The organism is Mesorhizobium hunchu (assembly GCF_040081975.1).
Taxonomy (GTDB): domain Bacteria; phylum Pseudomonadota; class Alphaproteobacteria; order Rhizobiales; family Rhizobiaceae; genus Mesorhizobium; species Mesorhizobium hunchu.
The window spans coordinates 536,116-555,000 of sequence record NZ_JBEBMG010000002.1 but is presented as its reverse complement, the minus strand read 5'-3'; the positions used below and the strand labels follow the sequence as shown (position 1 = coordinate 555,000).

The 18,885-nt window shown below is 65.2% G+C and carries 15 protein-coding genes, 1 tRNA gene and 2 rRNA genes (1 of these 18 only partly in view); 8 read left to right on the top strand and 10 right to left on the bottom strand.

Annotation, left to right across the window (positions count from 1 at the left end; all coding sequences use genetic code 11):
* From ABMA46_RS06155 to ABMA46_RS06145, 3 genes are all read left to right on the top strand, one after another.
* A 23S ribosomal RNA gene (locus tag ABMA46_RS06155) occupies nucleotides 1–1,897 on the top strand; it begins 901 nt to the left of the window's first position.
* 72 nt (nucleotides 1,898–1,969) lie between these two features.
* Nucleotides 1,970–2,084: ribosomal RNA gene (rrf, locus tag ABMA46_RS06150) — 5S ribosomal RNA — on the top strand.
* A gap of 133 nt (nucleotides 2,085–2,217) precedes the next feature.
* Nucleotides 2,218–2,294 (top strand) — tRNA-Met (locus tag ABMA46_RS06145).
* Between the two features lie 82 nt (nucleotides 2,295–2,376).
* On the opposite strand, the gene ABMA46_RS06140 is transcribed toward ABMA46_RS06145, so the two are convergent.
* Nucleotides 2,377–3,186, bottom strand: coding sequence for a helix-turn-helix transcriptional regulator (locus ABMA46_RS06140; protein WP_348998420.1), 810 nt, complete (start codon nucleotides 3,184–3,186; stop codon nucleotides 2,377–2,379).
* A 120-nt stretch (nucleotides 3,187–3,306) separates the two neighbouring features.
* Here ABMA46_RS06140 and ABMA46_RS06135 point away from each other — a divergent pair, with 120 nt between their 5' ends.
* From ABMA46_RS06135 to ABMA46_RS06115, 5 genes are all read left to right on the top strand, one after another.
* Entirely contained in the window at nucleotides 3,307–5,361 is a 2,055-nt protein-coding gene (locus tag ABMA46_RS06135) for a N,N-dimethylformamidase beta subunit family domain-containing protein (protein ID WP_348998419.1), read from the top strand.
* Nucleotides 5,362–5,392: 31 nt separating this feature from the next.
* On the top strand, nucleotides 5,393–6,394 hold the full coding sequence (locus ABMA46_RS06130) for an ABC transporter substrate-binding protein (RefSeq protein ID WP_348998418.1): 1,002 nt from the start codon (nucleotides 5,393–5,395) through the stop codon (nucleotides 6,392–6,394).
* Nucleotides 6,395–6,586: 192 nt separating this feature from the next.
* Nucleotides 6,587–7,921 (top strand): histidinol dehydrogenase, encoded by a 1,335-nt coding sequence (gene hisD / locus ABMA46_RS06125; RefSeq protein WP_348998417.1) that lies wholly within the window; start codon nucleotides 6,587–6,589, stop codon nucleotides 7,919–7,921.
* Nucleotides 7,922–7,928: 7 nt separating this feature from the next.
* Entirely contained in the window at nucleotides 7,929–8,774 is an 846-nt protein-coding gene (locus ABMA46_RS06120; protein WP_348998416.1) for an ABC transporter permease, read from the top strand.
* A 1-nt stretch (nucleotide 8,775) separates the two neighbouring features.
* A complete protein-coding gene (locus ABMA46_RS06115) occupies nucleotides 8,776–9,558 on the top strand; it encodes an ABC transporter ATP-binding protein (protein ID WP_348998415.1) in 783 nt (260 codons plus the stop codon).
* 103 nt (nucleotides 9,559–9,661) lie between these two features.
* On the opposite strand, the gene ABMA46_RS06110 is transcribed toward ABMA46_RS06115, so the two are convergent.
* From ABMA46_RS06110 to ABMA46_RS06070, 9 genes are all read right to left on the bottom strand, one after another.
* Nucleotides 9,662–11,578 carry a sensor histidine kinase gene (locus ABMA46_RS06110; protein ID WP_348998414.1) on the bottom strand — a complete coding sequence of 639 codons (1,917 nt, stop codon included), beginning with the start codon at nucleotides 11,576–11,578 and terminating at the stop codon, nucleotides 9,662–9,664.
* 11 nt (nucleotides 11,579–11,589) lie between these two features.
* Nucleotides 11,590–12,273, bottom strand: a complete 684-nt coding sequence (locus ABMA46_RS06105) for a response regulator (protein ID WP_348998413.1) — start codon at nucleotides 12,271–12,273, stop codon at nucleotides 11,590–11,592.
* 211 nt (nucleotides 12,274–12,484) lie between these two features.
* A complete protein-coding gene (locus tag ABMA46_RS06100) occupies nucleotides 12,485–12,667 on the bottom strand; it encodes a hypothetical protein (RefSeq protein WP_348998412.1) in 183 nt (60 codons plus the stop codon).
* Between the two features lie 164 nt (nucleotides 12,668–12,831).
* Entirely contained in the window at nucleotides 12,832–13,359 is a 528-nt protein-coding gene (locus tag ABMA46_RS06095) for an L-2-amino-thiazoline-4-carboxylic acid hydrolase (protein ID WP_348998411.1), read from the bottom strand.
* Nucleotides 13,356–14,147: an ATP-binding cassette domain-containing protein gene (locus ABMA46_RS06090; RefSeq protein ID WP_348998410.1), complete on the bottom strand. Its 792-nt coding sequence runs from the start codon at nucleotides 14,145–14,147 to the stop codon at nucleotides 13,356–13,358. Before ABMA46_RS06090 ends, ABMA46_RS06095 begins: the two co-directional genes overlap by 4 nt.
* Nucleotides 14,144–14,956, bottom strand: coding sequence for an ABC transporter ATP-binding protein (locus ABMA46_RS06085; protein ID WP_425475701.1), 813 nt, complete (start codon nucleotides 14,954–14,956; stop codon nucleotides 14,144–14,146). Before ABMA46_RS06085 ends, ABMA46_RS06090 begins: the two co-directional genes overlap by 4 nt.
* A 17-nt stretch (nucleotides 14,957–14,973) precedes the next feature.
* On the bottom strand, nucleotides 14,974–15,804 hold the full coding sequence (locus ABMA46_RS06080) for an ABC transporter permease (RefSeq protein WP_348998408.1): 831 nt from the start codon (nucleotides 15,802–15,804) through the stop codon (nucleotides 14,974–14,976).
* Nucleotides 15,805–15,815: 11 nt separating this feature from the next.
* Entirely contained in the window at nucleotides 15,816–16,802 is a 987-nt protein-coding gene (locus ABMA46_RS06075; RefSeq protein ID WP_348998407.1) for an ABC transporter permease, read from the bottom strand.
* 428 nt (nucleotides 16,803–17,230) lie between these two features.
* Nucleotides 17,231–18,844, bottom strand: a complete 1,614-nt coding sequence (locus tag ABMA46_RS06070; RefSeq protein WP_348998406.1) for an ABC transporter substrate-binding protein — start codon at nucleotides 18,842–18,844, stop codon at nucleotides 17,231–17,233.
* Between the last annotated feature and the right edge of the window lie 41 nt (nucleotides 18,845–18,885).

The following is an 18,885-nucleotide window of genomic DNA, read 5'->3' as shown; positions in this document are numbered from 1 at the left end:
GCACTGCATGGGCTAGGGGGACTCACCGTCTTACCAAACCTAAGCAAACTCTGAATACCCAGGAGTACTAGTCGGCAGACACACGGCGGGTGCTAACGTCCGTCGTGAAAAGGGAAACAACCCTGACCTACAGCTAAGGTCCCCAAGTTATGGCTAAGTGGGAAAGGATGTGAGGATCCCAAAACAACCAGGATGTTGGCTTAGAAGCAGCCATCATTTAAAGAAAGCGTAACAGCTCACTGGTCTAAATAAGGGTCTTTGCGCCGAAAATGTAACGGGGCTAAAGCCATACACCGAAGCTTAGGGTTCACGAGCAATCGTGAGCGGTAGCGGAGCGTTCTGTAAGCTGATGAAGCCGTACCCGTGAGGGGCGGTGGAGGTATCAGAAGTGCGAATGCTGACATGAGTAACGTAAGGGGAGTGAGAGACTCCCCCGCCGAAAGACCAAGGGTTCCTGCTTAAAGCTAATCTGAGCAGGGTTAGCCGGCCCCTAAGACGAGGCGGAAACGCGTAGTCGATGGGAACCACGTTAATATTCGTGGGCCTGGAGGTAGTGACGGATCGCACAAGTTGTCCAATCTTATCGGATTGAACGGGCAGCGGAGCGGTTCCAGGAAATAGCTCCTCCTTATAGACCGTACCCGAAACCGACACTGGTGGTCTGGTAGAGTATACCAAGGCGCTTGAGAGAAGGATGCTGAAGGAACTCGGCAAATTGCACGCGTAACTTCGGAAGAAGCGTGACCCTTCATTACGCAAGTAGTGGGGGGTGGCACAGACCAGGGGGTAGCGACTGTTTATCAAAAACACAGGGCTCTGCGAAGCCGCAAGGCGACGTATAGGGTCTGACGCCTGCCCGGTGCTGGAAGGTTAAGAGGAGGGGTGCAAGCTCTGAATCGAAGCCCCAGTAAACGGCGGCCGTAACTATAACGGTCCTAAGGTAGCGAAATTCCTTGTCGGGTAAGTTCCGACCTGCACGAATGGCGTAACGACTTCCCCGCTGTCTCCAGCATCTGCTCAGTGAAATTGAATTCCCCGTGAAGATGCGGGGTTCCTGCGGTTAGACGGAAAGACCCCGTGCACCTTTACTATAGCTTTACATTGGCATTCGTAGTGGCATGTGTAGGATAGGTGGTAGGCTTTGAAGCCAGGGCGCCAGCCTTGGTGGAGCCACCCTTGAAATACCACCCTTATTACTATGGATGTCTAACCGCGGCCCGTTATCCGGGTCCGGGACAATGTATGGTGGGTAGTTTGACTGGGGCGGTCGCCTCCTAAAGAGTAACGGAGGCGCGCGATGGTGGGCTCAGAACGGTCGGAAATCGTTCGCTGAGTGCAATGGCATAAGCCTGCCTGACTGCGAGACTGACAAGTCGAGCAGAGACGAAAGTCGGTCATAGTGATCCGGTGGTCCCGCGTGGAAGGGCCATCGCTCAACGGATAAAAGGTACGCCGGGGATAACAGGCTGATGACCCCCAAGAGTCCATATCGACGGGGTTGTTTGGCACCTCGATGTCGACTCATCGCATCCTGGGGCTGGAGCAGGTCCCAAGGGTATGGCTGTTCGCCATTTAAAGCGGTACGTGAGTTGGGTTCAGAACGTCGTGAGACAGTTCGGTCCCTATCTGCCGTGGGTGTAGGAATATTGAAAGGATCTGTCCCTAGTACGAGAGGACCGGGATGGACGGATCTCTGGTGGACCTGTTGTGGCGCCAGCCGCATTGCAGGGTAGCTATATCCGGACGGGATAACCGCTGAAGGCATCTAAGCGGGAAACCCACCTTGAAACGAGTATTCCCTGAGAACCGTGGAAGACGACCACGTTGATAGGCCGGGTGTGGAAGAGCGGCAACGCTTGAAGCTTACCGGTACTAATAGTTCGATCGGCTTGATCGTTCTCATTCCTCATGCTCATCGAAAGATGACGGCACAAAATTCAGCTTCTCGAAACAACATGCTCTTCGCCGACCTGGTGGTTATGGCGGGGTGGCTGCACCCGTTCCCATTCCGAACACGGCCGTGAAACGCCCCAGCGCTGATGGTACTTCGTCTCAAGACGCGGGAGAGTAAGTCGCTGCCAGGTCTACAAAGCGCATGTTGTACAATCTTCTCTTTCGATTGCCCGCCAGCAATGGCGGCTTGAGGCCGCCTCGTGCGGCCTTTGTCGTTCAGGGCTTTGAAAACAGGTAAGCGAATGCTTATCTTGTAGCGGTTGACGCGGGATGGAGCAGCCCGGTAGCTCGTCAGGCTCATAACCTGAAGGTCGTAGGTTCAAATCCTACTCCCGCAACCAGCGTTGAAAGGCCCCCGGCATCCGTGCCGGGGGCCTTTGCGTTTGCAGGTGCCGGCGCAGCATGGCGTGGCACCCATCAGGTTCAGTCCGGTTCCATGATGCCGTCGTTGCCCAGCATGGGCATCAGCAAGCCGAAAAGCTCGGCCTGCGAGGAGATTCCGCACCGCGCGTAGAGCTGCTTGCGGAATACCTTCACCGTTTGCGGGCTGATCCCCAGATGCAGCCCGATCGAGGGCGACGAGTGCCCTTGCAGAATGAGCAGCGCCACCTCGGCCTGGCGCCGGCTCAGCCCGACGCCGTGACGGCTTTTCAGGGATACGATCAGATTGTCGATGATCGATGTCGGCCGGCGTTCCCCTGCCGCGCGGACCCCGGAGGCGCTGAAATGCGCGCGCAGCAACGCCATCACCACGGGCTCGTGCTCGCGAAGCTGGTCCTGCGCCTTCGGTGAGAAGAACTGGCCGGACGAGCTGTCCTTGCCGAGCGAGATGGTGATCGTCGTGTTCTCGCCGATCGGCAGCAGCACGGAAATCTCGTCGATTATGCCGATGCGGCCATAATACCATTTGAAGTAGCGGCTGCGACGGAACTGGTCCGGCGCGATGTCGAGCAGGCGGTAGAGACCGGGCGCACCGCGCCTGAGATGGAAATGATAGACCGGATCCAGAAGATACGCGCCGGGAAGATATTGCTCGGCGACGTAGCGGAAGACGTCAGGCCCGCGCACGCTCCGGTAGAGCACATCAGGCACATTGGTGCCGACGAAGACGATGACGATCACATTGTCATAGTCCATGCAGGCGCGCAGGTACTCGGCCAGCGTCGGATAGAAATCGCTGTTCCCGACCCTGTCGATCGCCTGCGCCAGCCTGTCGAAGACTGTCTTTGTCACAGAGAATACCCCGTTGGGGGTATATACCCCCTTATGTCCTGACATATTAGATTAAATCGAGAAAATAGGGGTATATCATTCGGCGGTCTGCAACAGGCGCTGGGAGAAGGTCTCGCGATCGTGAAGAAAAGCGTCGTCCACGACGCCATGGCGGTAGTCGGCTATACATTTCCCTGGCACGCGCCGGCGGGCGGCGCGGTCGATCTGCATCTTTCCACGGACTCGGCCGTGCGCGCCGTACACCTGATGCGCCTCGACACGCCCGAACCTCGGGTCATGGACTGGCCCGTAAAGCGGCTCGGCGATGCGCCCGGGCATGAATGTCTCGACCTCGGTTCCTTCCTCCGCATCGGCACGCCGCAGGTAGCGGCTGCCGGTAATATCGAGGGCATATCCTTTGAGGTCTTCCTCACCCGCAATCATGGCGAGCGCGTCCTCGTCGAGACCGACAGTTTCGCGCTTCTCGTAAATGACGGCGGCCTGCGGTTCCGGCTTGGCGACAAGGTGCTTTTATCCGATCAGCCGCTGCCGCAGCGCGCCTGGCTGCGTGTCGAGATCGGCTCCACCGGTCTCGGCGTTGCGCTCGATATCGTCGGCGGCGACCTGCTGGCACCCTTCCGCTTGCATCGCGAATTCGACGAGAACTGGAAGGCGCCGGGTCGGGAACTGCTCTTCGGCGCCGGCCTTGCGCATGATCGTCCGACGCTCAATGCCAAGTTCGCTGCGGTGGCGCTGCGCCTTTCATCCGGCACGGCGTCCTGGACGTTTCCGACACGGCTGACCGACGCGCCGATGGTATCGTCCGGCGCCGCGGCGCTGGAGCTCGAAGCGATCAACCTGCCCGCCTTCTGCATGACCTCGGCGCGCTGGACCGGAACGAGCTTCGATCCCCGGCTGGTGCCCTCCCACTACGACGCGATCCATTGCCATGACGACGATCTGGGGCCGCTTGACTGGCCCGCGCGCTTCCGCACCGATCTGCCGGACGGTGCCGCTTCCGGCATCTACGCCTTCGAGGTCGAGCATGAACGCGGCACGGAGCAGATCGTCTTCTTCGTCGTGGCGAGCGCGCCGCGCAATCGGCTCTTGTTCCTGGTGCCGACCGCCACCTACCTCGCCTATGCCGACGAGTTCCTGCCCGAGCATCTCTATGAGTGGAAATGCGGGGACCGGGGTCAGCAGTTCGCGATCGATAACAATCTTCGTTCGCTCTACGACTATCACAGCGATGCCAGCGGCGTGTCGATCTGCTCCTACCGGAAGCCGAAGACGACGCTTCGCGCCGACTACAAATACCCGCTGTGCGGCGACCCGCACAATCTTCCGGTCGACCTGCACTTCCTGCGTTTCTGCCATGCCAACGGCATCGCTTTCGATCTGACGACCGACCATGCGCTGCACGAGCGGGGACTTGCGGGCCTCGAAGGCTACGCCGCAGTCATGACGGGCAGCCATCCCGAATACATGTCGGTGGAGATCGAGGACGCGCTGCGGCGCTTCGCTGCGGCGGGCGGCAGCATCGCCTATCTCGGCGGCAACGGCTTCGCCGGCAAGGTCGCGTTCAAGGACGACCTGATGGAACTGCGCCGGTCACCGCTGGAGGCCGGCCGCACATGGGACGGGCCGGTCGCCGAACAGGCGCTTGCCATCACCAACGAGCCGGGCGGGCATCTGCGCGCCAGCGGACGCGGCGAATTCAGCCTGACGGGGGTGGCGATCTCGCTCATGGGCTTCGATCGGGGCCGCCCCTTCACCCGCACGCCGGCAAGCCGCGATCCGGCGGCCGCCTGGCTGTTCGAGGGCGTCGACAGTGATACGTTTGGGAACGACGGCATCGTGCTCGGTGCCGCCGCCGGCTACGAGGTCGACGCGACCGACGCGCATCTCGGCACCCATCCCGACACGATGGTGATCGCCCGCGCCGACGGCTTTCCCGACAGCTTCGTGCATGATGCGACCCGCTGGTACGAGGGCGGCGAGCCGCAGCGCGAGGACCGCCGCTGCGCGGAGATGACGCTGCGCCCGCTGGCGTCCGGCGGACTGATCTTCTCGGCCAGTTCCGTTGCCTGGCTCGGCGCTTTGCCGGCGTCGGGCATGAACGAGGTGGGCCGGATAACGCTCAACCTGCTGACCAGGCTGAGCGCCGCGTCCACCGACAAGACCAGCGAAGAATGACGATAACCACAATGGGAGCAAGGAAAAGATGATGACTATTCGCAAGCACATAGTCGGGGCCGTCGCGGTCGCCGCACTTCTCGCCGGCGCGCTGACGATGCCCCGCGCGGCTTTTGCCGAAGACCCGGCCGTCGAGCCAGGCGTGTTCAAACTGGCGATCCAGCCCTGGCTCGGCTACGGCATGTGGTACATCGCCAAGGAGAAGGGCTTCTTCAAGGCCAACGGCCTCGAAGACGTCGAACTGGTCAATTTCGTCGAGGACAAGGACATGGGCGCGGCGATCGCGTCGGGCCAGGTCGACGGCGACAACGAATCCATCCAGCAACTGCTGGTCAAGGTGCAGGCGGGCATCCCGCTCAAGGGCGTCCTGTTGATGGACGCCTCGACCAAGGCCGACGCCATCCTGGTGAAGGGCGACGACATCAAGACGCCGGCCGATCTCAAGGGCAAGCAGGTGGCCTTCGAGAAGGGCGCGACCAGCGACCTGCTGCTGAACTACATCCTGCAGAAGAACGGCATGACCATCGGCGACATCAGCGAATTGCCGATGCCCGCCGCCAATGCCGGCACCGCCATCATCTCGGGCACCGTCGGCGCGGCGGTCACCTACGAGCCCTACATCTCGACGGCGCTCGCCGCCGACAAGAGCATCAAGGTGCTGGCAGAGGCCGGCGAGGCTCCCGGCCTGATCAGCGACATGCTGACCATTCCCGAAGACGTGCTCAAGAACAAGCCGGGGCAGGTGCACGCCCTCTTGAAGAGCTGGGACCAGGCGCTGGACTTCTACCGCACCCACACAGAGGAAGGCCGCGCCATCATCTCCAAGGGCGTCGGCGCCGAACCGTCCGAGTTGGCCACCGCCTTCGACGGCGTCTCCTATTATTCGGTCGCCGAGAGCCAGGACGCGCTGAACGGCGTCTTCAAGACTGAGACCTATCCGAGCATCGTCAAGGCGGCGCTCGCCGCCAAGATGATCGACAAGGACGTCCCCTACGAAAGCGCCGTCGACGCCAGCGTGTCGACAGCGAAGTAACGGCCGGCGGCGCCGGCTGACCGGAGAATTGGACCGCCGCGTCCGAATGGATGACGGCGGTCCGGACCGGTCGCGCTCCCGAACCGGCATCGGGCATCGCCTCTCGCGAAGGCCAGCGCGAGCCTTCGTGCGACCGATGTCGGGCCGATATCCGGCAAGAGCGGAACAACCAGACCCAAGAGAACGCCATTCATGGACGCCATCGCATTCCACGACCTCAGCAAGCTTGCGCCGGCGCAGCGGGCGGCGCTGCTCGCGCGCACCGAAGCCGACCTTTCGCCGTATCTGCGCGCCGTCGAGCCGATCATCGCCGCCGTCCGCGAGCAGGGCGATGCCGCGCTTGTCGATTGCGCCCGGCGTTTCGACGGCGTGGCGCTCGACATGCTGAAAGTGCCGGTCCAGGCCATAGGCGAAGCGGAGAAGGAACTGGACGACCGCCTGGTCGAGGCGATCAGGCTTTCGGTCGGGCAGGTCAGGCGCTTCCACGAAGCGCAGATGCCCGAGGAACTGTGGCTGTCCGAGCGGACGCCGGGCGCCATGATCGGCGACCGCTGGACGCCGATCGACTCCGTCGCCTGCTATGTGCCGCGCGGCAAGGGGTTCTTTCCCTCCAGCGCCATCATGACCGCGGTTCCCGCCACGGTGGCGGGCGCCGGCCGCGTCGTCATCGTGACCCCGCCCGGGCCGGACGGCACCGCCGATGCGGCGACCCGCTTCATCGCCTCGCTCATCGGCATCGACGAGATCTATCTGTGCGGCGGCGCGCAGGCAGTGGCGGCGGTGGCCTTCGGGACGCAAACCGTGCCGCGCTGCGCCAAGATCGTGGGACCGGGCAGCCCCTGGCTGAGCGCCGCCCGGCAGTTGCTGTCGAGCCGCATCGATCCCGGCAGTCCCGCCGGTCCCAGCGAACTGATCGTCTATGCCGACGACACCGTGCCGGCGGAACTCGCCGCGCTGGAACTGCTGGTCGAATCCGAGCACGGCCCGGATTCCTCGGCCTTCCTGGTCACGGCAGACCCGAAGGTCGCGCGCGCGGCGGCGGCCGCCATACCCGGCCTGTGGGAGAAGATGGGTGACTACCGCGCCGGCTTCTCGCGCACCGTCCTTGGCGGCGACAAAGGCGGCATCGTGCTTGCCCCGTCCGTCGATGCGGCGTTCGATTTCATCAACGACTATGCCGCCGAACACCTGGCCGTGCTCTCGACCGCGGCCTTCGACCTCCTGCCGCTGATCCGCAATGCCGGCGAGATCCTGCTCGGGCCGCATTCGGCCATTCCGATCGCCAATTTCGTGCTGGGGCCGAGCCATGTGTTGCCGACGGGCGGCCGGGCTGCTACCGCATCGCCGCTGTCGGTGTTCGACTTCCTGAAGCGCTCCTCGATAGCCTATGTCTCGCGCGCCGCCTATGAGCGCCTGGCGCCGGCCGCCCGGGCGTTCGCGCACTACGAGGGCTTTCAGGCGCACGAGAATGCCGTATCGGAAATCCGGCAGGACATCCTCTCGCGCGCCCCGGCCGCAGATCGGTGACAAGGACATGAGCGATCCAAACGCGAAAAGTCAGGCTTCGGGAAGGGCGCCCGCCCAGCGCCGCCGCAAGTCCCTGCTCTCCATGAGCGCGGAGTTTTCGACGCCGACCTATGTCGGCATCGCGGTCTGCGCCTTCCTGCTCTTGCTCGCGGCGTGGACGATCGTCGCCATGCTCGGGCTGGTGCGGCCGATTTTCCTGCCATCGCCGCTCGCCGTGGTCACCAAGCTGGTCAAGCTGGCCCAGGACGGCACCCTCGGCAACGATGTCGCGGTCAGCGTCTACCGCATCAGCATCGGCTTCCTCATCGCCTCGGTGATGGCGCTCGCCACCGCGATCCTGATCGGCGCCTATCGCTTCTGGGAAGCGGCGATCGAGCCGGTCCTCGACTTCGTCCGCTACATGCCGGTTGTGGCCTTCGTGCCGCTGTCGATCCTGTGGAGCGGCACGGGCGACGTGCAGAAATTCCTGATCATCTGGATCGGCACCTATTTCCAGCAGGCGCTGATGTTCAAGGACAATATCAAGCGCGTCCCTCCCGATTTCGTCGGCTTCGGCCGCACGCTCGGCATGAGCGATTTGCGCGTGCTGATGCGCATCGTGGTGCCTTCGGCCATGCCGCAGATCTGGGACACGCTGCGCATATCGCTCGGCTGGGCCTGGACCTGGGTGACGCTCGCGGAACTGGTCGCCGCCAATTCGGGCCTTGGCTATCGCATCACCGTCGCCCAGCGCTACCTGCAGACCGACATGGCCATCGGCTACATCCTCGTCCTCGGCGTGCTCGGCCTCGCCACGGACCAGATCATGCGTTTCCTCGGCCGGCAGTTCTTCAAATACGAGAAGAGGAGCTGAGATGGCGCAGCATCCCAAACTGAAGATTTCGGGCCTGAACAAGTCGTTCCGCAACGGCACGGTCAGGGCGCTTTCCGACATCAACCTCGAGGTCGCCGACAACGAGTTCGTCTCGCTGGTCGGTGCCTCGGGCTGCGGCAAGAGCACGCTGCTCGCCATCATCGCCGGCCTGCAGGACAGCGACGACGGCGACGTGCTGGTCGACGGCAAACCCATCTCCGGTCCCGGTATCGACCGCGGCGTGGTGTTCCAGTCCTACACGCTGCTGCCCTGGCTGACGGCGCAGCAGAACGTCGAGTTCGCCCTGCGCGAGACGCGCCACGACCCGAAGGAAATCACCGAGATCGCCCGCCGGCATATCGAGCTGGTGAAGCTGACGCGGTTCGCCGACAGTTTTCCGAGCCAGCTCTCTGGCGGCATGAAGCAGCGCGTCGCGATCGCGCGCGCGCTCTCCTACCGCCCCAAGATACTGTTGATGGACGAACCGTTCGGCGCGCTCGACGCGCTGACGCGCGGCCAGATGCAGGAACTGCTGATGCAGATATGGCAGGAGCACAGACTGACCGTGGTTTTCGTCACCCATGATGTGAGCGAGGCGGTCTATCTCTCCGACCGCATCTTCGTCATGGGCCTGAATCCCGGGCGCATCAAGGAAACCATTCCCGTGCCGTTCGACAGGCCGCGCGCCAGCGAGGAAGGCCATGATCCGAAGCTCCTGGAACTGCAGGCCCGGGTGCTGAGGTCCATCCGCGAGGAAACCGCCAACCACGAAACGCTGGCCTGACCCGACGCCGCGGCCGCCCCGATGAGCGACCCTCTCCGCTTCCCGGCGTAGCTTCCTCAGCCGCCTTACCGGTGTCGGTTGATTCCATCCGGCTGCGAACGTTTTAAAGAGCCAGTCGTGCAACCGTTCCCGTTGCATCGGAATGGAGGGTAAAGGTTCCGCCCAGGGCTTCGCTGCGCGCCCGCATATTGGCAAGGCCGCGTCCGCCGCCCCGGGTGAGCGCGCTGGCATTGTCGATGCCGACGCCGTCGTCGATGACCAGGATGACGAATGAGGGGGTTGTCCCGGCCGCGGAATCCGGCTGCAAGGCCGCGCCGGAGCGTTCGATCCTGAACGTCACCACCCTTGCCTGGCCGTGCCGCACGGCATTGGTGATGCACTCCTGGACGATGCGGAGCACATGGAGCGTCGCTTCGGCGGACAGGACGATGTCCTCCACACCCGGCCCGAGTTCCCAGCGCGTTTCCACGCCGGTGGCGGCCAGGCGGGGGTCCAGCCGGTAGCGCAGGTTGGCCAGCGCATCGGCCAACGTTGCCGTACTGGGGCCGCGCGCGTCGAGAAGCAGGTGGAGTTCCTCCAGCGAGCCTCGCACTGCGTCCTCGACCTCGCCGGCTGCGATCTCGCCCCGGGTAAGACCGCTCAGCAACAGCGACAGCCGGGTCCCGACGCCGTCGTGCATGTCGCGCATCAGCCGCATCCGCTCCTGCGTGCCGATCGCCTCGCGCTCGGTGGCGCGCCTGCTTTCGTACATGGCTTCAAGGTCGCGGCGGGCCGCCGCGACGCGTGCCTCGAGAAGCTTGTTCATGTTCCCGAGCGCAGCCCTGGTCTTTGCCATGTCGTCCGCCAGCAGCACGCTGGTGATGATGAGGACGAGGGGGAAGCTCAGCGCCATCCACAGCACGCTGGAAAAGGAGCCGGTTCCCTGTATCCACAGGATGTCGTGGACGGCCGGACCGATCTGGCCGAGCACGCCGACCAGCAGAACGACGCGATGGAGCGTCGGTCTTGCGAACGTGCCATAGGCGAAGACCCCGACGCAGAACAGGCCGACGACAAACAGCGGAATGTACCAGAGCCAGGGCGCCAGCGCCATGAAGTGGGCGGTCGGAACGGCAAACAGCATGATCGAACCGGCGGTCGCGAAGACCGCCAGCGCGATCTCGAAGGCGCGCCAGCGATAGTCGCACAAGCGCAGCAGGAAGACGAAGATGAAGCAGAGCGACCAGCCGAGGCTGGCGCTGACCAGCGGCCACCAATAGGCGACCGGCAGCGGAAGAAAATCGAATACGCCGTGGAAATTGCGCAATCCGAAGAGGATCGACCCCGCCCCGAACAGTCCGTAATTGGCCGAGCCGACGGGGTCGCGCAGCCAGTTGAACAGCAGCGGCACGGCAAGGATGACGACGGTGAGATTGGCGATCCACAACAGGTCGACCTGGAAGAACCACCGCAGGCGATAGGCGTCGCCCAGCAGTTCGCGCGGGCCGACATAGATATCCGAAAGGCCGGCGCGGCTGTTGGCCAATCCCGTGACGGATATGACGATGCTGTTGTCGCCGGCGTGGAGGTTGTCGGCTGGGATGGCGAGGTAGAAGGGGCGGTTCCAATGCCAGGCGGCGTTGCCGATACCGCCGGGCTCTGTGAGCGGCGCGCCGTTGATCTCGATGGCGCCGTGATTGCTGAGACGCGGCACGTAAAGGGCGCGGTCCGCCAGCGCGTCCGGTTCCACGCGGATGGTGAAGCGATAATGGCCGGTCCCGCCAAATCCGGGATGCTTCCTGTTCCACGGATCCGGCAGGCTGACCGGCGAGTCCGGGGATGGAGCGCCCGAGAGAGAACCGCGGTCGGAGGACCCGCCATCATCGGGAACCAGCGTGAGCGCGGCGCCGCCCAGCCGCCACGGCGCCAGATTCGCGGATGGCGTCAGCCACTCCGCTGCCAGTGGCGCGACGACCAAGACAAGGATGATGCCGATCACCGCAGCCAGACGATGTGTGCCCGAACGCTCGCCTGTCTCCATTCCCGGCCGGCTCAAATCAGTCCCAGGGCGGACGCCTCGAATACGGCTTCGCCGCGCGAGCCGACTTCGAGTTTTCGATAGATGGCCTTTGCATGGCCACGGCTCGTATGCGGCGACATATTGAGGAACTTGGCGACCTCGACAAGCGTGAAGCCCCTGGCGACAAGCTGGAGCACCTCCATCTCCCGGGCCGTCAGTCCGGGATCGTTCAAACTCGTCGCTTCGTCGTCCGCGTTCGGTGCCTGGTCTCCGGCCGGTTGCCGCCCCAGGCCGCCGCGTCCGCGCTGGACGGCGCCGAGGATGTGGCGCGCGATTTTCGGGTCGATCGGAGAATTTCCGGCCCGCAGCTCATCGATCGCGGCGATCCACTGGTCCGGCGCGCTCTCCTTCAGCAGGTATCCCGTGGCGCCGGCATAGATGGCCGCGACCACATTCGCCTCGTCGGCGAAAACGGTCGCGACAAGGATATCGGCTTCGGGCTGATGCCGGCGGGCCGCCCGGATGACGTCGATACCCGAGCCGTCCGGCAGCCCGAGATCGACGATGATCAGGTCGAAGACCGTTTCCTGGACGGTTCGAAGTGCCTGCACAACGTTGCCGCACGTGGCCACGACCCGGTATCCGGGACGATGCTCGATGATCGCCCGGATCGCCTGCTGCCAATAGGGATCGTCTTCAATAACGACGAGCCGCATCTCTATGATCCATACCTCCTTTGTCCGACCGACCGTAGCCGGGCCGTGCAGATCTGTGCGCGCGGCGCGACAGATGCAGATATCGTTTGCCGTGGCAGCCGGGACCACCGAGCCGCCGAAGGGTAGAGCAGCCCGGCGGTGTCAGGCAAGGTTCAAACGCGGCAACGATCGAAGAAAGCAACGATGAGAAGCAGGCGTCGATGGCGCGATCCTACATGTTGCTCGCAGGCCGGTAGGTCGGGGGCTTGGGCTTGTATGCCGGAACCTGGCGCATGGCGCGTGGCTTGCCCGTCGCCAAGGCTTTCGGCGCAGGCCGGGCGCTCTTCAGCTCCGCGGCGTGAACCGCCTTGAACCGGGCAAGCAGCACGGTCATGAAGTCGCGTGTCCTGATCATGGGCGTCTCCTCCACACCCTCCGCGAACGCAATCTGCCCACAACTTGCAGGATGCCGCAATAAACTTTGACATGACGACGGGCCGGAGATGCGGGATCGTCCCGCCGGCGCCTCACGACCGGCCGAGACCGATATCGTGCATTGCCGGCCCGGCGTCGGCTCCGTCAAGGCGCATCGTTCCTGTTCGCCAGGAGGATGTGACAGCAGCTGGAACCGTGGCCGGGCGTCCAGGTCACGTTCTCGAAACGGATGCCGGTCGCCTCGAACAGGCCCCGGTCGAAGGCGCCGGCAATCCGACAGAGCGTCGCCAGCTTCTCGTCGCCGACGCCGGCTCCGACCCAGGCGTCTTTCAGCGGGCAGCGCTTCACCTTGAAGGCGATGCTCGCGTCGGTGCGCGCCACCTCGGTCGGATACATGCGGCCGTCGTCGGGACTGACGGCCAGGAACGCCTCGCCGATGCGCCGGGCGTCGTTCTGGCCGAAATCTGTGAACGCCACAGCCGCGACCTCGCGGCCGCGCTTTTCGATAGCGCGGACAAGCAGCTCTTCGGCCTTTTCGGCGCCCAGTTCCGCCGTCAGTTCGTCCAGCATCAGCCGGTAGAGATCGGCACGGTTGCGGAAGGCCGCGTCCAGTTCGCGCGACAGTTTCTCAGCCCTGGCGGCGGCGTGCGAATATGCGTCGATGTCGGTCATGATGCGTCCTGACGTGTCCTGTGGAGTCTCGGTGCCGCCGCCACCAGCGCCTCGCCGATGGCCGATTGCGGCGAGTCGATGATTTTACGCGCATCGCCCTGCTCGGCGATCCGGCCCCGGTCGAGAAGGATGACGCGGTGCGCGACCGCCCGCACCAGTCCGAGATCGTGGGCGATGAAGAGATAGGCGATCTTCTCCTCGCGCTGAAGGTCGAGCAGCAGTTCGACGATCTGCGCGCGCACCGAGACGTCGAGCGCCGAGACGGCTTCGTCCAGCACGATCAGGGACGGCTTCGTGGCGATGGCGCGGGCGATCGCCACGCGCTGCCGCTGGCCGCCGGAGATTTCATGGATCGCCCGGCCGGCGAGGCTCGCTTCCAGCCCGACGCGTTCGAGCAACTCGGCGATGCGGCGCGGCCGTTTCGAGCGTGGCGCGACGGCATGGATGCGCAGCGGATCGTCCAGAACCCGCGCTACCGTGGCGCGCGGGTTGAAGGCGGCGAGCGGATCCTGGAACACCATCTGCAGCCGCGCTCTTGCTGCCCGCAGCGCCGACCCGCGCAAGGCCAGCCAGTCGTTGCCTTCGAAGGCGATGGTGCCGGCGTCCGGCTCGATCAGCCGCAGGACCAGCCGCGCGACGGTCGATTTGCCGCTGCCGGACGGACCGGCAAGCGCCAGCGTTTCGCCCGGCTGTATCCGGAAAGACACGTCGTCGACCGCCGTGACGGTTTCGCCGCTGCGGGAGAAGCGTTTCGTCAGGCCCTCGACGGACAGGAGCGGGCCGTTCATCGAGCTGTTCCCGCCGTTCTCGCGACCAGCGGAGCCGCGTCGAGGCCGATATGCGCATCGAGCAGCGCGCGCGTGTAGGCGTGGCGCGGCGCTTCGATCACCTGCGCGGCCGGACCGATCTCGACCGCCCGGCCGTGACGGAACACCGCGATGCGGTCGGCAAGACCGGCTGCCAGCGCGATATCGTGGCTGATGAACAGCAGTGTCATGCCGTCCTCTTCGGTCAGCCGGCGAAGCAACGTCACGATCTCGGCCTGCACGATGGTGTCGAGCGCGCTGGTCGCCTCGTCGGCGATCAGCAGTTTCGGTCCGGCGGCAATGGCCGCGGCGATGCAGACGCGCTGCTTCTGGCCGCCCGAGAGCTGGTGCGGATAGGCGGCGAGGGCGCGCCGGGGATCGGGCAGACGGACGCGGCCGAGCAGGTCGGCCGCGCGGGCATAGGCCTCCTTCCAACCGAGGCCGAGATGGGTGCGCGCCACCTCCGCCACCTGCTCGCCGATGGTCAGCACCGGATCGAGGCTTGCGGCGGGATCCTGGAAGACGAAACCGATGTCGCGACCGTGCGCCGGGCCTCGCCGAAGGCCCGGCCACTCGATCTTCCCTTCGATTGTCGCGGAAGCCGGCAGCAGCCCGGCGATGGCCAGCGCCAGCGTGCTCTTTCCCGAACCGCTCTCGCCGATCACCGCCAGCCGCTCGCCGGCCGCGATGTCGAGATCGGTCTCCGTCAGCGCCGGTAGCGGGCGGCCCTTGTGCGCCGCCTCGCCGCCCTCGTAGGTCACGGTCAGGCCGCGGATGGAGACGAGCGGCATCCTTGCCGCCGGCGTGCTCACGACAGGCCCCTGCGCACCGCGGTGCCTTCGACCGCGCCTTCGCCGGCGAGGTAGATGCCGAGCACGGTGAGCACCAGCGCGATACCCGGCACGATCGACAGGAACGGCTGGGAACGCAGCACGGCGCGGCCTTCCGCGATCATGCCGCCCCAGGTGACGCGGTTGGGATCGCCGAGACCGAGAAAGGACAGCGCCGCCTCGGTGAGGATGGCGGCGGCGACGATGACGGACGACAGCGCCAGTACCGGCGGCAGCGCGTTGGGCAGCACCTCGCGAAAGGCGATCTCGAGCGGGTGCATGCCTATGACGCGGGCGCCCGCCACATAGTCGCGCTCGCGGATCGACAGCACTTCGGCGCGGGCCACGCGCGCCGGGCCGGTCCAGGCCGAGAGCGCGATGGCCGCCACCACGACGCCGAGCGACGGGCCGACGACGCTGACGAAGGCCAGCGCCAGCAGGAAGCCCGGCACGGTCTGGAAGGCGTCGGTGACGCGCATCAGCACCTCGTCCGTCAGTCCGCCTGCGAAGCCGGCCAGGGTGCCGACGACGGCGCCGATGGCGAGCGAGGCGGCGGCGGCGGCGAGCCCGACCACCAGCGAGGTGCGGGCGCCGTGGAACAGTTCGGCCAGCACGTCGCGGCCGAGCCGGTCGGTGCCGAGCGGCAGCGCCCAATCCTGGAACGGCGGCGTCAGCGGCGGACCGGCGATGGCCAGCGGATCGCCGGGAAACAGAAGAGGGGCGACAAGTGCCATCAGGGCGAGGGCGGCGAGGATGAGCGCGCCGGCAATCGCCTCGGGCGAACGGAAAAAGCGGGCCCTGCGGCTCATGCCTGGGCCTCTCATGTCCGGGCCTCGCTTGTGCCGACGCGCGGATCGAGGAAGGCGTAGGCGATGTCGACGGCGAGGTTGACGAGGACGACCAGCACGGCGCTGACCAGGATGATGCCGAGTAGCAGCGGCGTGTCGCGCGCGGCGACGGCTTCCTGCGCCAGCCGGCCGAGGCCCGGAACCGAGAACACGCTTTCGATGACGACGCTGCCGCCGAGCATCTGCGCCGACTGCAATCCCAGCATCGTTATCAGCGGCAAGAGCGCGTTGCGGGCGACGTGGCGGATGACGATGCGGCGGCGCGGGATGCCGCGGGCGACCAGGGCGCGGACGAAATCCTGGCGCCAGACCTCCGCCATCCCGGCCCGCATCATCCTGAGGTAGAGCGCCAGGTAGATGAAACCGAGCGCGGCCACCGGCAGGACGAGGTGGTTGGCGATGTCGGCGGCGCGGGCGAACCCGGTCTTGCCCGACGCTATGGTCTCGATGCCGGCGATCGGCAGCCAGCGCAGTTGCACGGCGAAGACGACCGAGAGCACGAGGCCGAGCCAGAAGCCTGGCACGGCGTACAGCGCCAGCGAGCCGATGGAGAGGATGCGGTCGCGCGCCGAGCCCGGCCTGGCGCCGGCGACGACGCCCAGCAGGGAGCCGAGGCCGAACGACAGGGCGGTGGCGCTCACCATCAGGAGAAGCGTGTTGGGCAGGCGTTCCAGGATCAGGTCGCGGATCGGCCGCGAGAAGGCGACCGACTGGCCGAGATCGAGATGGGCGAGCGCCCACAGATAGTTCGCCAGCCGGGTCGGCTCGGACTGGTCGAGGCCCCAGCGTTGGCGCAGCGACTCGACCAGTCCGGCGTCGCCGCCGGTCGAGACGATATAGGCATCTACCGCGTCGCCGGGTGCGGCTTCGAGCAGGAGGAAGCTGCCGACGACGACGATCAACAGCACGAAGACGGAGCCGATGAGCCGGCGGCGCAGCAGGCGGAGCGCGCGGGTCATGAAGATGAACCGGCGCAATGCGCATAACTGTCGGACAGGGCATCCCCTCCTGGCCTGCTTGATATCGTCGGTTCAATGGCAGGCTCGTTGCACATGGATGCTTCCAGAATCCCGATCGTCGTCGCGTACCCCCACCCCTGTCCTTGTCGGGGCGAGCCACGGGTCTCGCCCGTCCTTCGGACCCCCACAAGGAGGAGGGAGACGCTGATGCCACCGCTTTGTCCAACACTGCCTGCGTTAGAAGGGTGTGGCGCAGCTGCAAAGTTCCCCTCCCCCTTGCGGGGAGGGGTTAGGGGTGGGGGTGCGGCGCCATGCGTGATGATACCGCCATTCACGCGCGGATATCGGGCAGGACGGAGTGGGGTTACTTGGGGCCGGCACATGCCAGACCTTACCCGCCGGCGAAGGCCGTGCTCAAGCCGCCACCGTCACACCTGGTCCAGCCAGGTGTCGGCCCAGTTTGAGACCGCCCAGCGCGGATTGTCGGCGATGTTCTTGACCTTGTCGCTGGCGACCGAGATGAAGCTCCATTCGGCGACGTTGATGAGCGGCAGGTCTTCGACGACCTTCTTCTGGAAGTCCTTGTAGAGTTCGGTGCGCTTGTCGGCGTCCAGTTCCACCGCCGCCTTGGCGATGACGGCGTCCAGTTCGTCGTTATGATAGCCGCCCTGGTTGGAGAAGGGCACGCCGTCGGGAATGCCGCTCTGCACCAGGATGGTGGTGGAGATCGCGGGATCGCCGCGGAACACCGGCGGGCCGACGGCGAGGTCGAAATCATGGTCGGTGTAGACCGCCTTGATGTGCGCGGCATCGTCGTTGTTGACCAGCCGCGCGTCGATGCCGACCTTGGCCAGCGCCTGGCGCAGATAGTCGCCGAACTGTTTGGTCTCGTTGAAATAGGGCGCCGGCAGCAGCTTCAGCGTAAAGCGCACGCCGTTGTCGGCGCGCTTGTAGCCGGCCTCGTCGAGCAGCGCGTTGGCCTTGTCGACGCTGAAATCGTAGGTCGGCACGTCGGCCGTGTAGAATTGCGGGTCCGTGGTCGGTACCGGCCCGGTGGCAGCCCTGGCGTAGCCGAGGAACACCGTCTTGACGACGAAATCCTTGTCGATGGCGTGGGCGATGGCGCGGCGCACGCGCAGGTCGGCCAGTTCCTTGCGGCGGTGGTTGATCTCAACCACGAGCTGGTAGGTCAGGCCCTCGTAGCCCTTGGTGACGACCTTGAGGCCGGGGACCTTCGATATGCGGTCGAGGTCGGCCAGCGGCACGGCGGAGAAGGCGGCGAGCTGGATTTCCTCGGCTTCGAGGGCGCTCGCAGCCGAAGCACGGTCGGGCAGGACCTGATAGACGATCTCGTCGAGATAGGGCTCTCCCTCGCCCCAATAGTCCGGGTTCTTCGCTAGGCGGTAATACTGGCCGGGCTTGTATTCCGCGAACTTGAACGGGCCTGTGCCGACCGGTGCGTTGTTGGCCGGGTTGTCCTCAATCTTGCCGGTCTCGTAGATGTGCTTCGGCACGACGCTGGAGAGCGCCGGCAGCGCGTTGCGGATCAGCTGGAAGGGTGTCGGCGCGGCGAATTTGAAGACGGCGGTGAGATCGTCCGGCGTGTCGACCGCTTCCAGATCCTTGAACACGGTGCGGCCGAGATTCTGCAGCGGCTTCCACACATTGAGCGCCGAAAAGGCGACGTCGGCCGAGGTGAAGGGCTTGCCGTCATGCCATTTGACGCCTTCGCGCAGCCTGAAGGTGGCCGAAAGCCCGTCAGGCGCCCCTTCCCAACTCACCGCAAGCCGCGGATCAAGGCCATCCTTGCCATCGTAGGAGGCTTCGGCAAGCGTTTCGACCACCTTGCTGGAGACGAAGAAGACGCCGTTGGAGGCGACGATCGCCGGGTTGAGGTTGCGCGGCTCGGAATCGGCGGCGACGACCAGCCGCCCGCCTTTGGCCGGCGCCTGCGCGCGCGCCATCGTCGGCAGCGCGGTCGAGGCGAGCAGCGCGGCGGAGCCGGCAAGCACCTGGCGTCGCGAGAGCGTGAATTCTGACATGGGCTGGACTCCATCTGGCCGGCGACCGGCATTCGCACGGC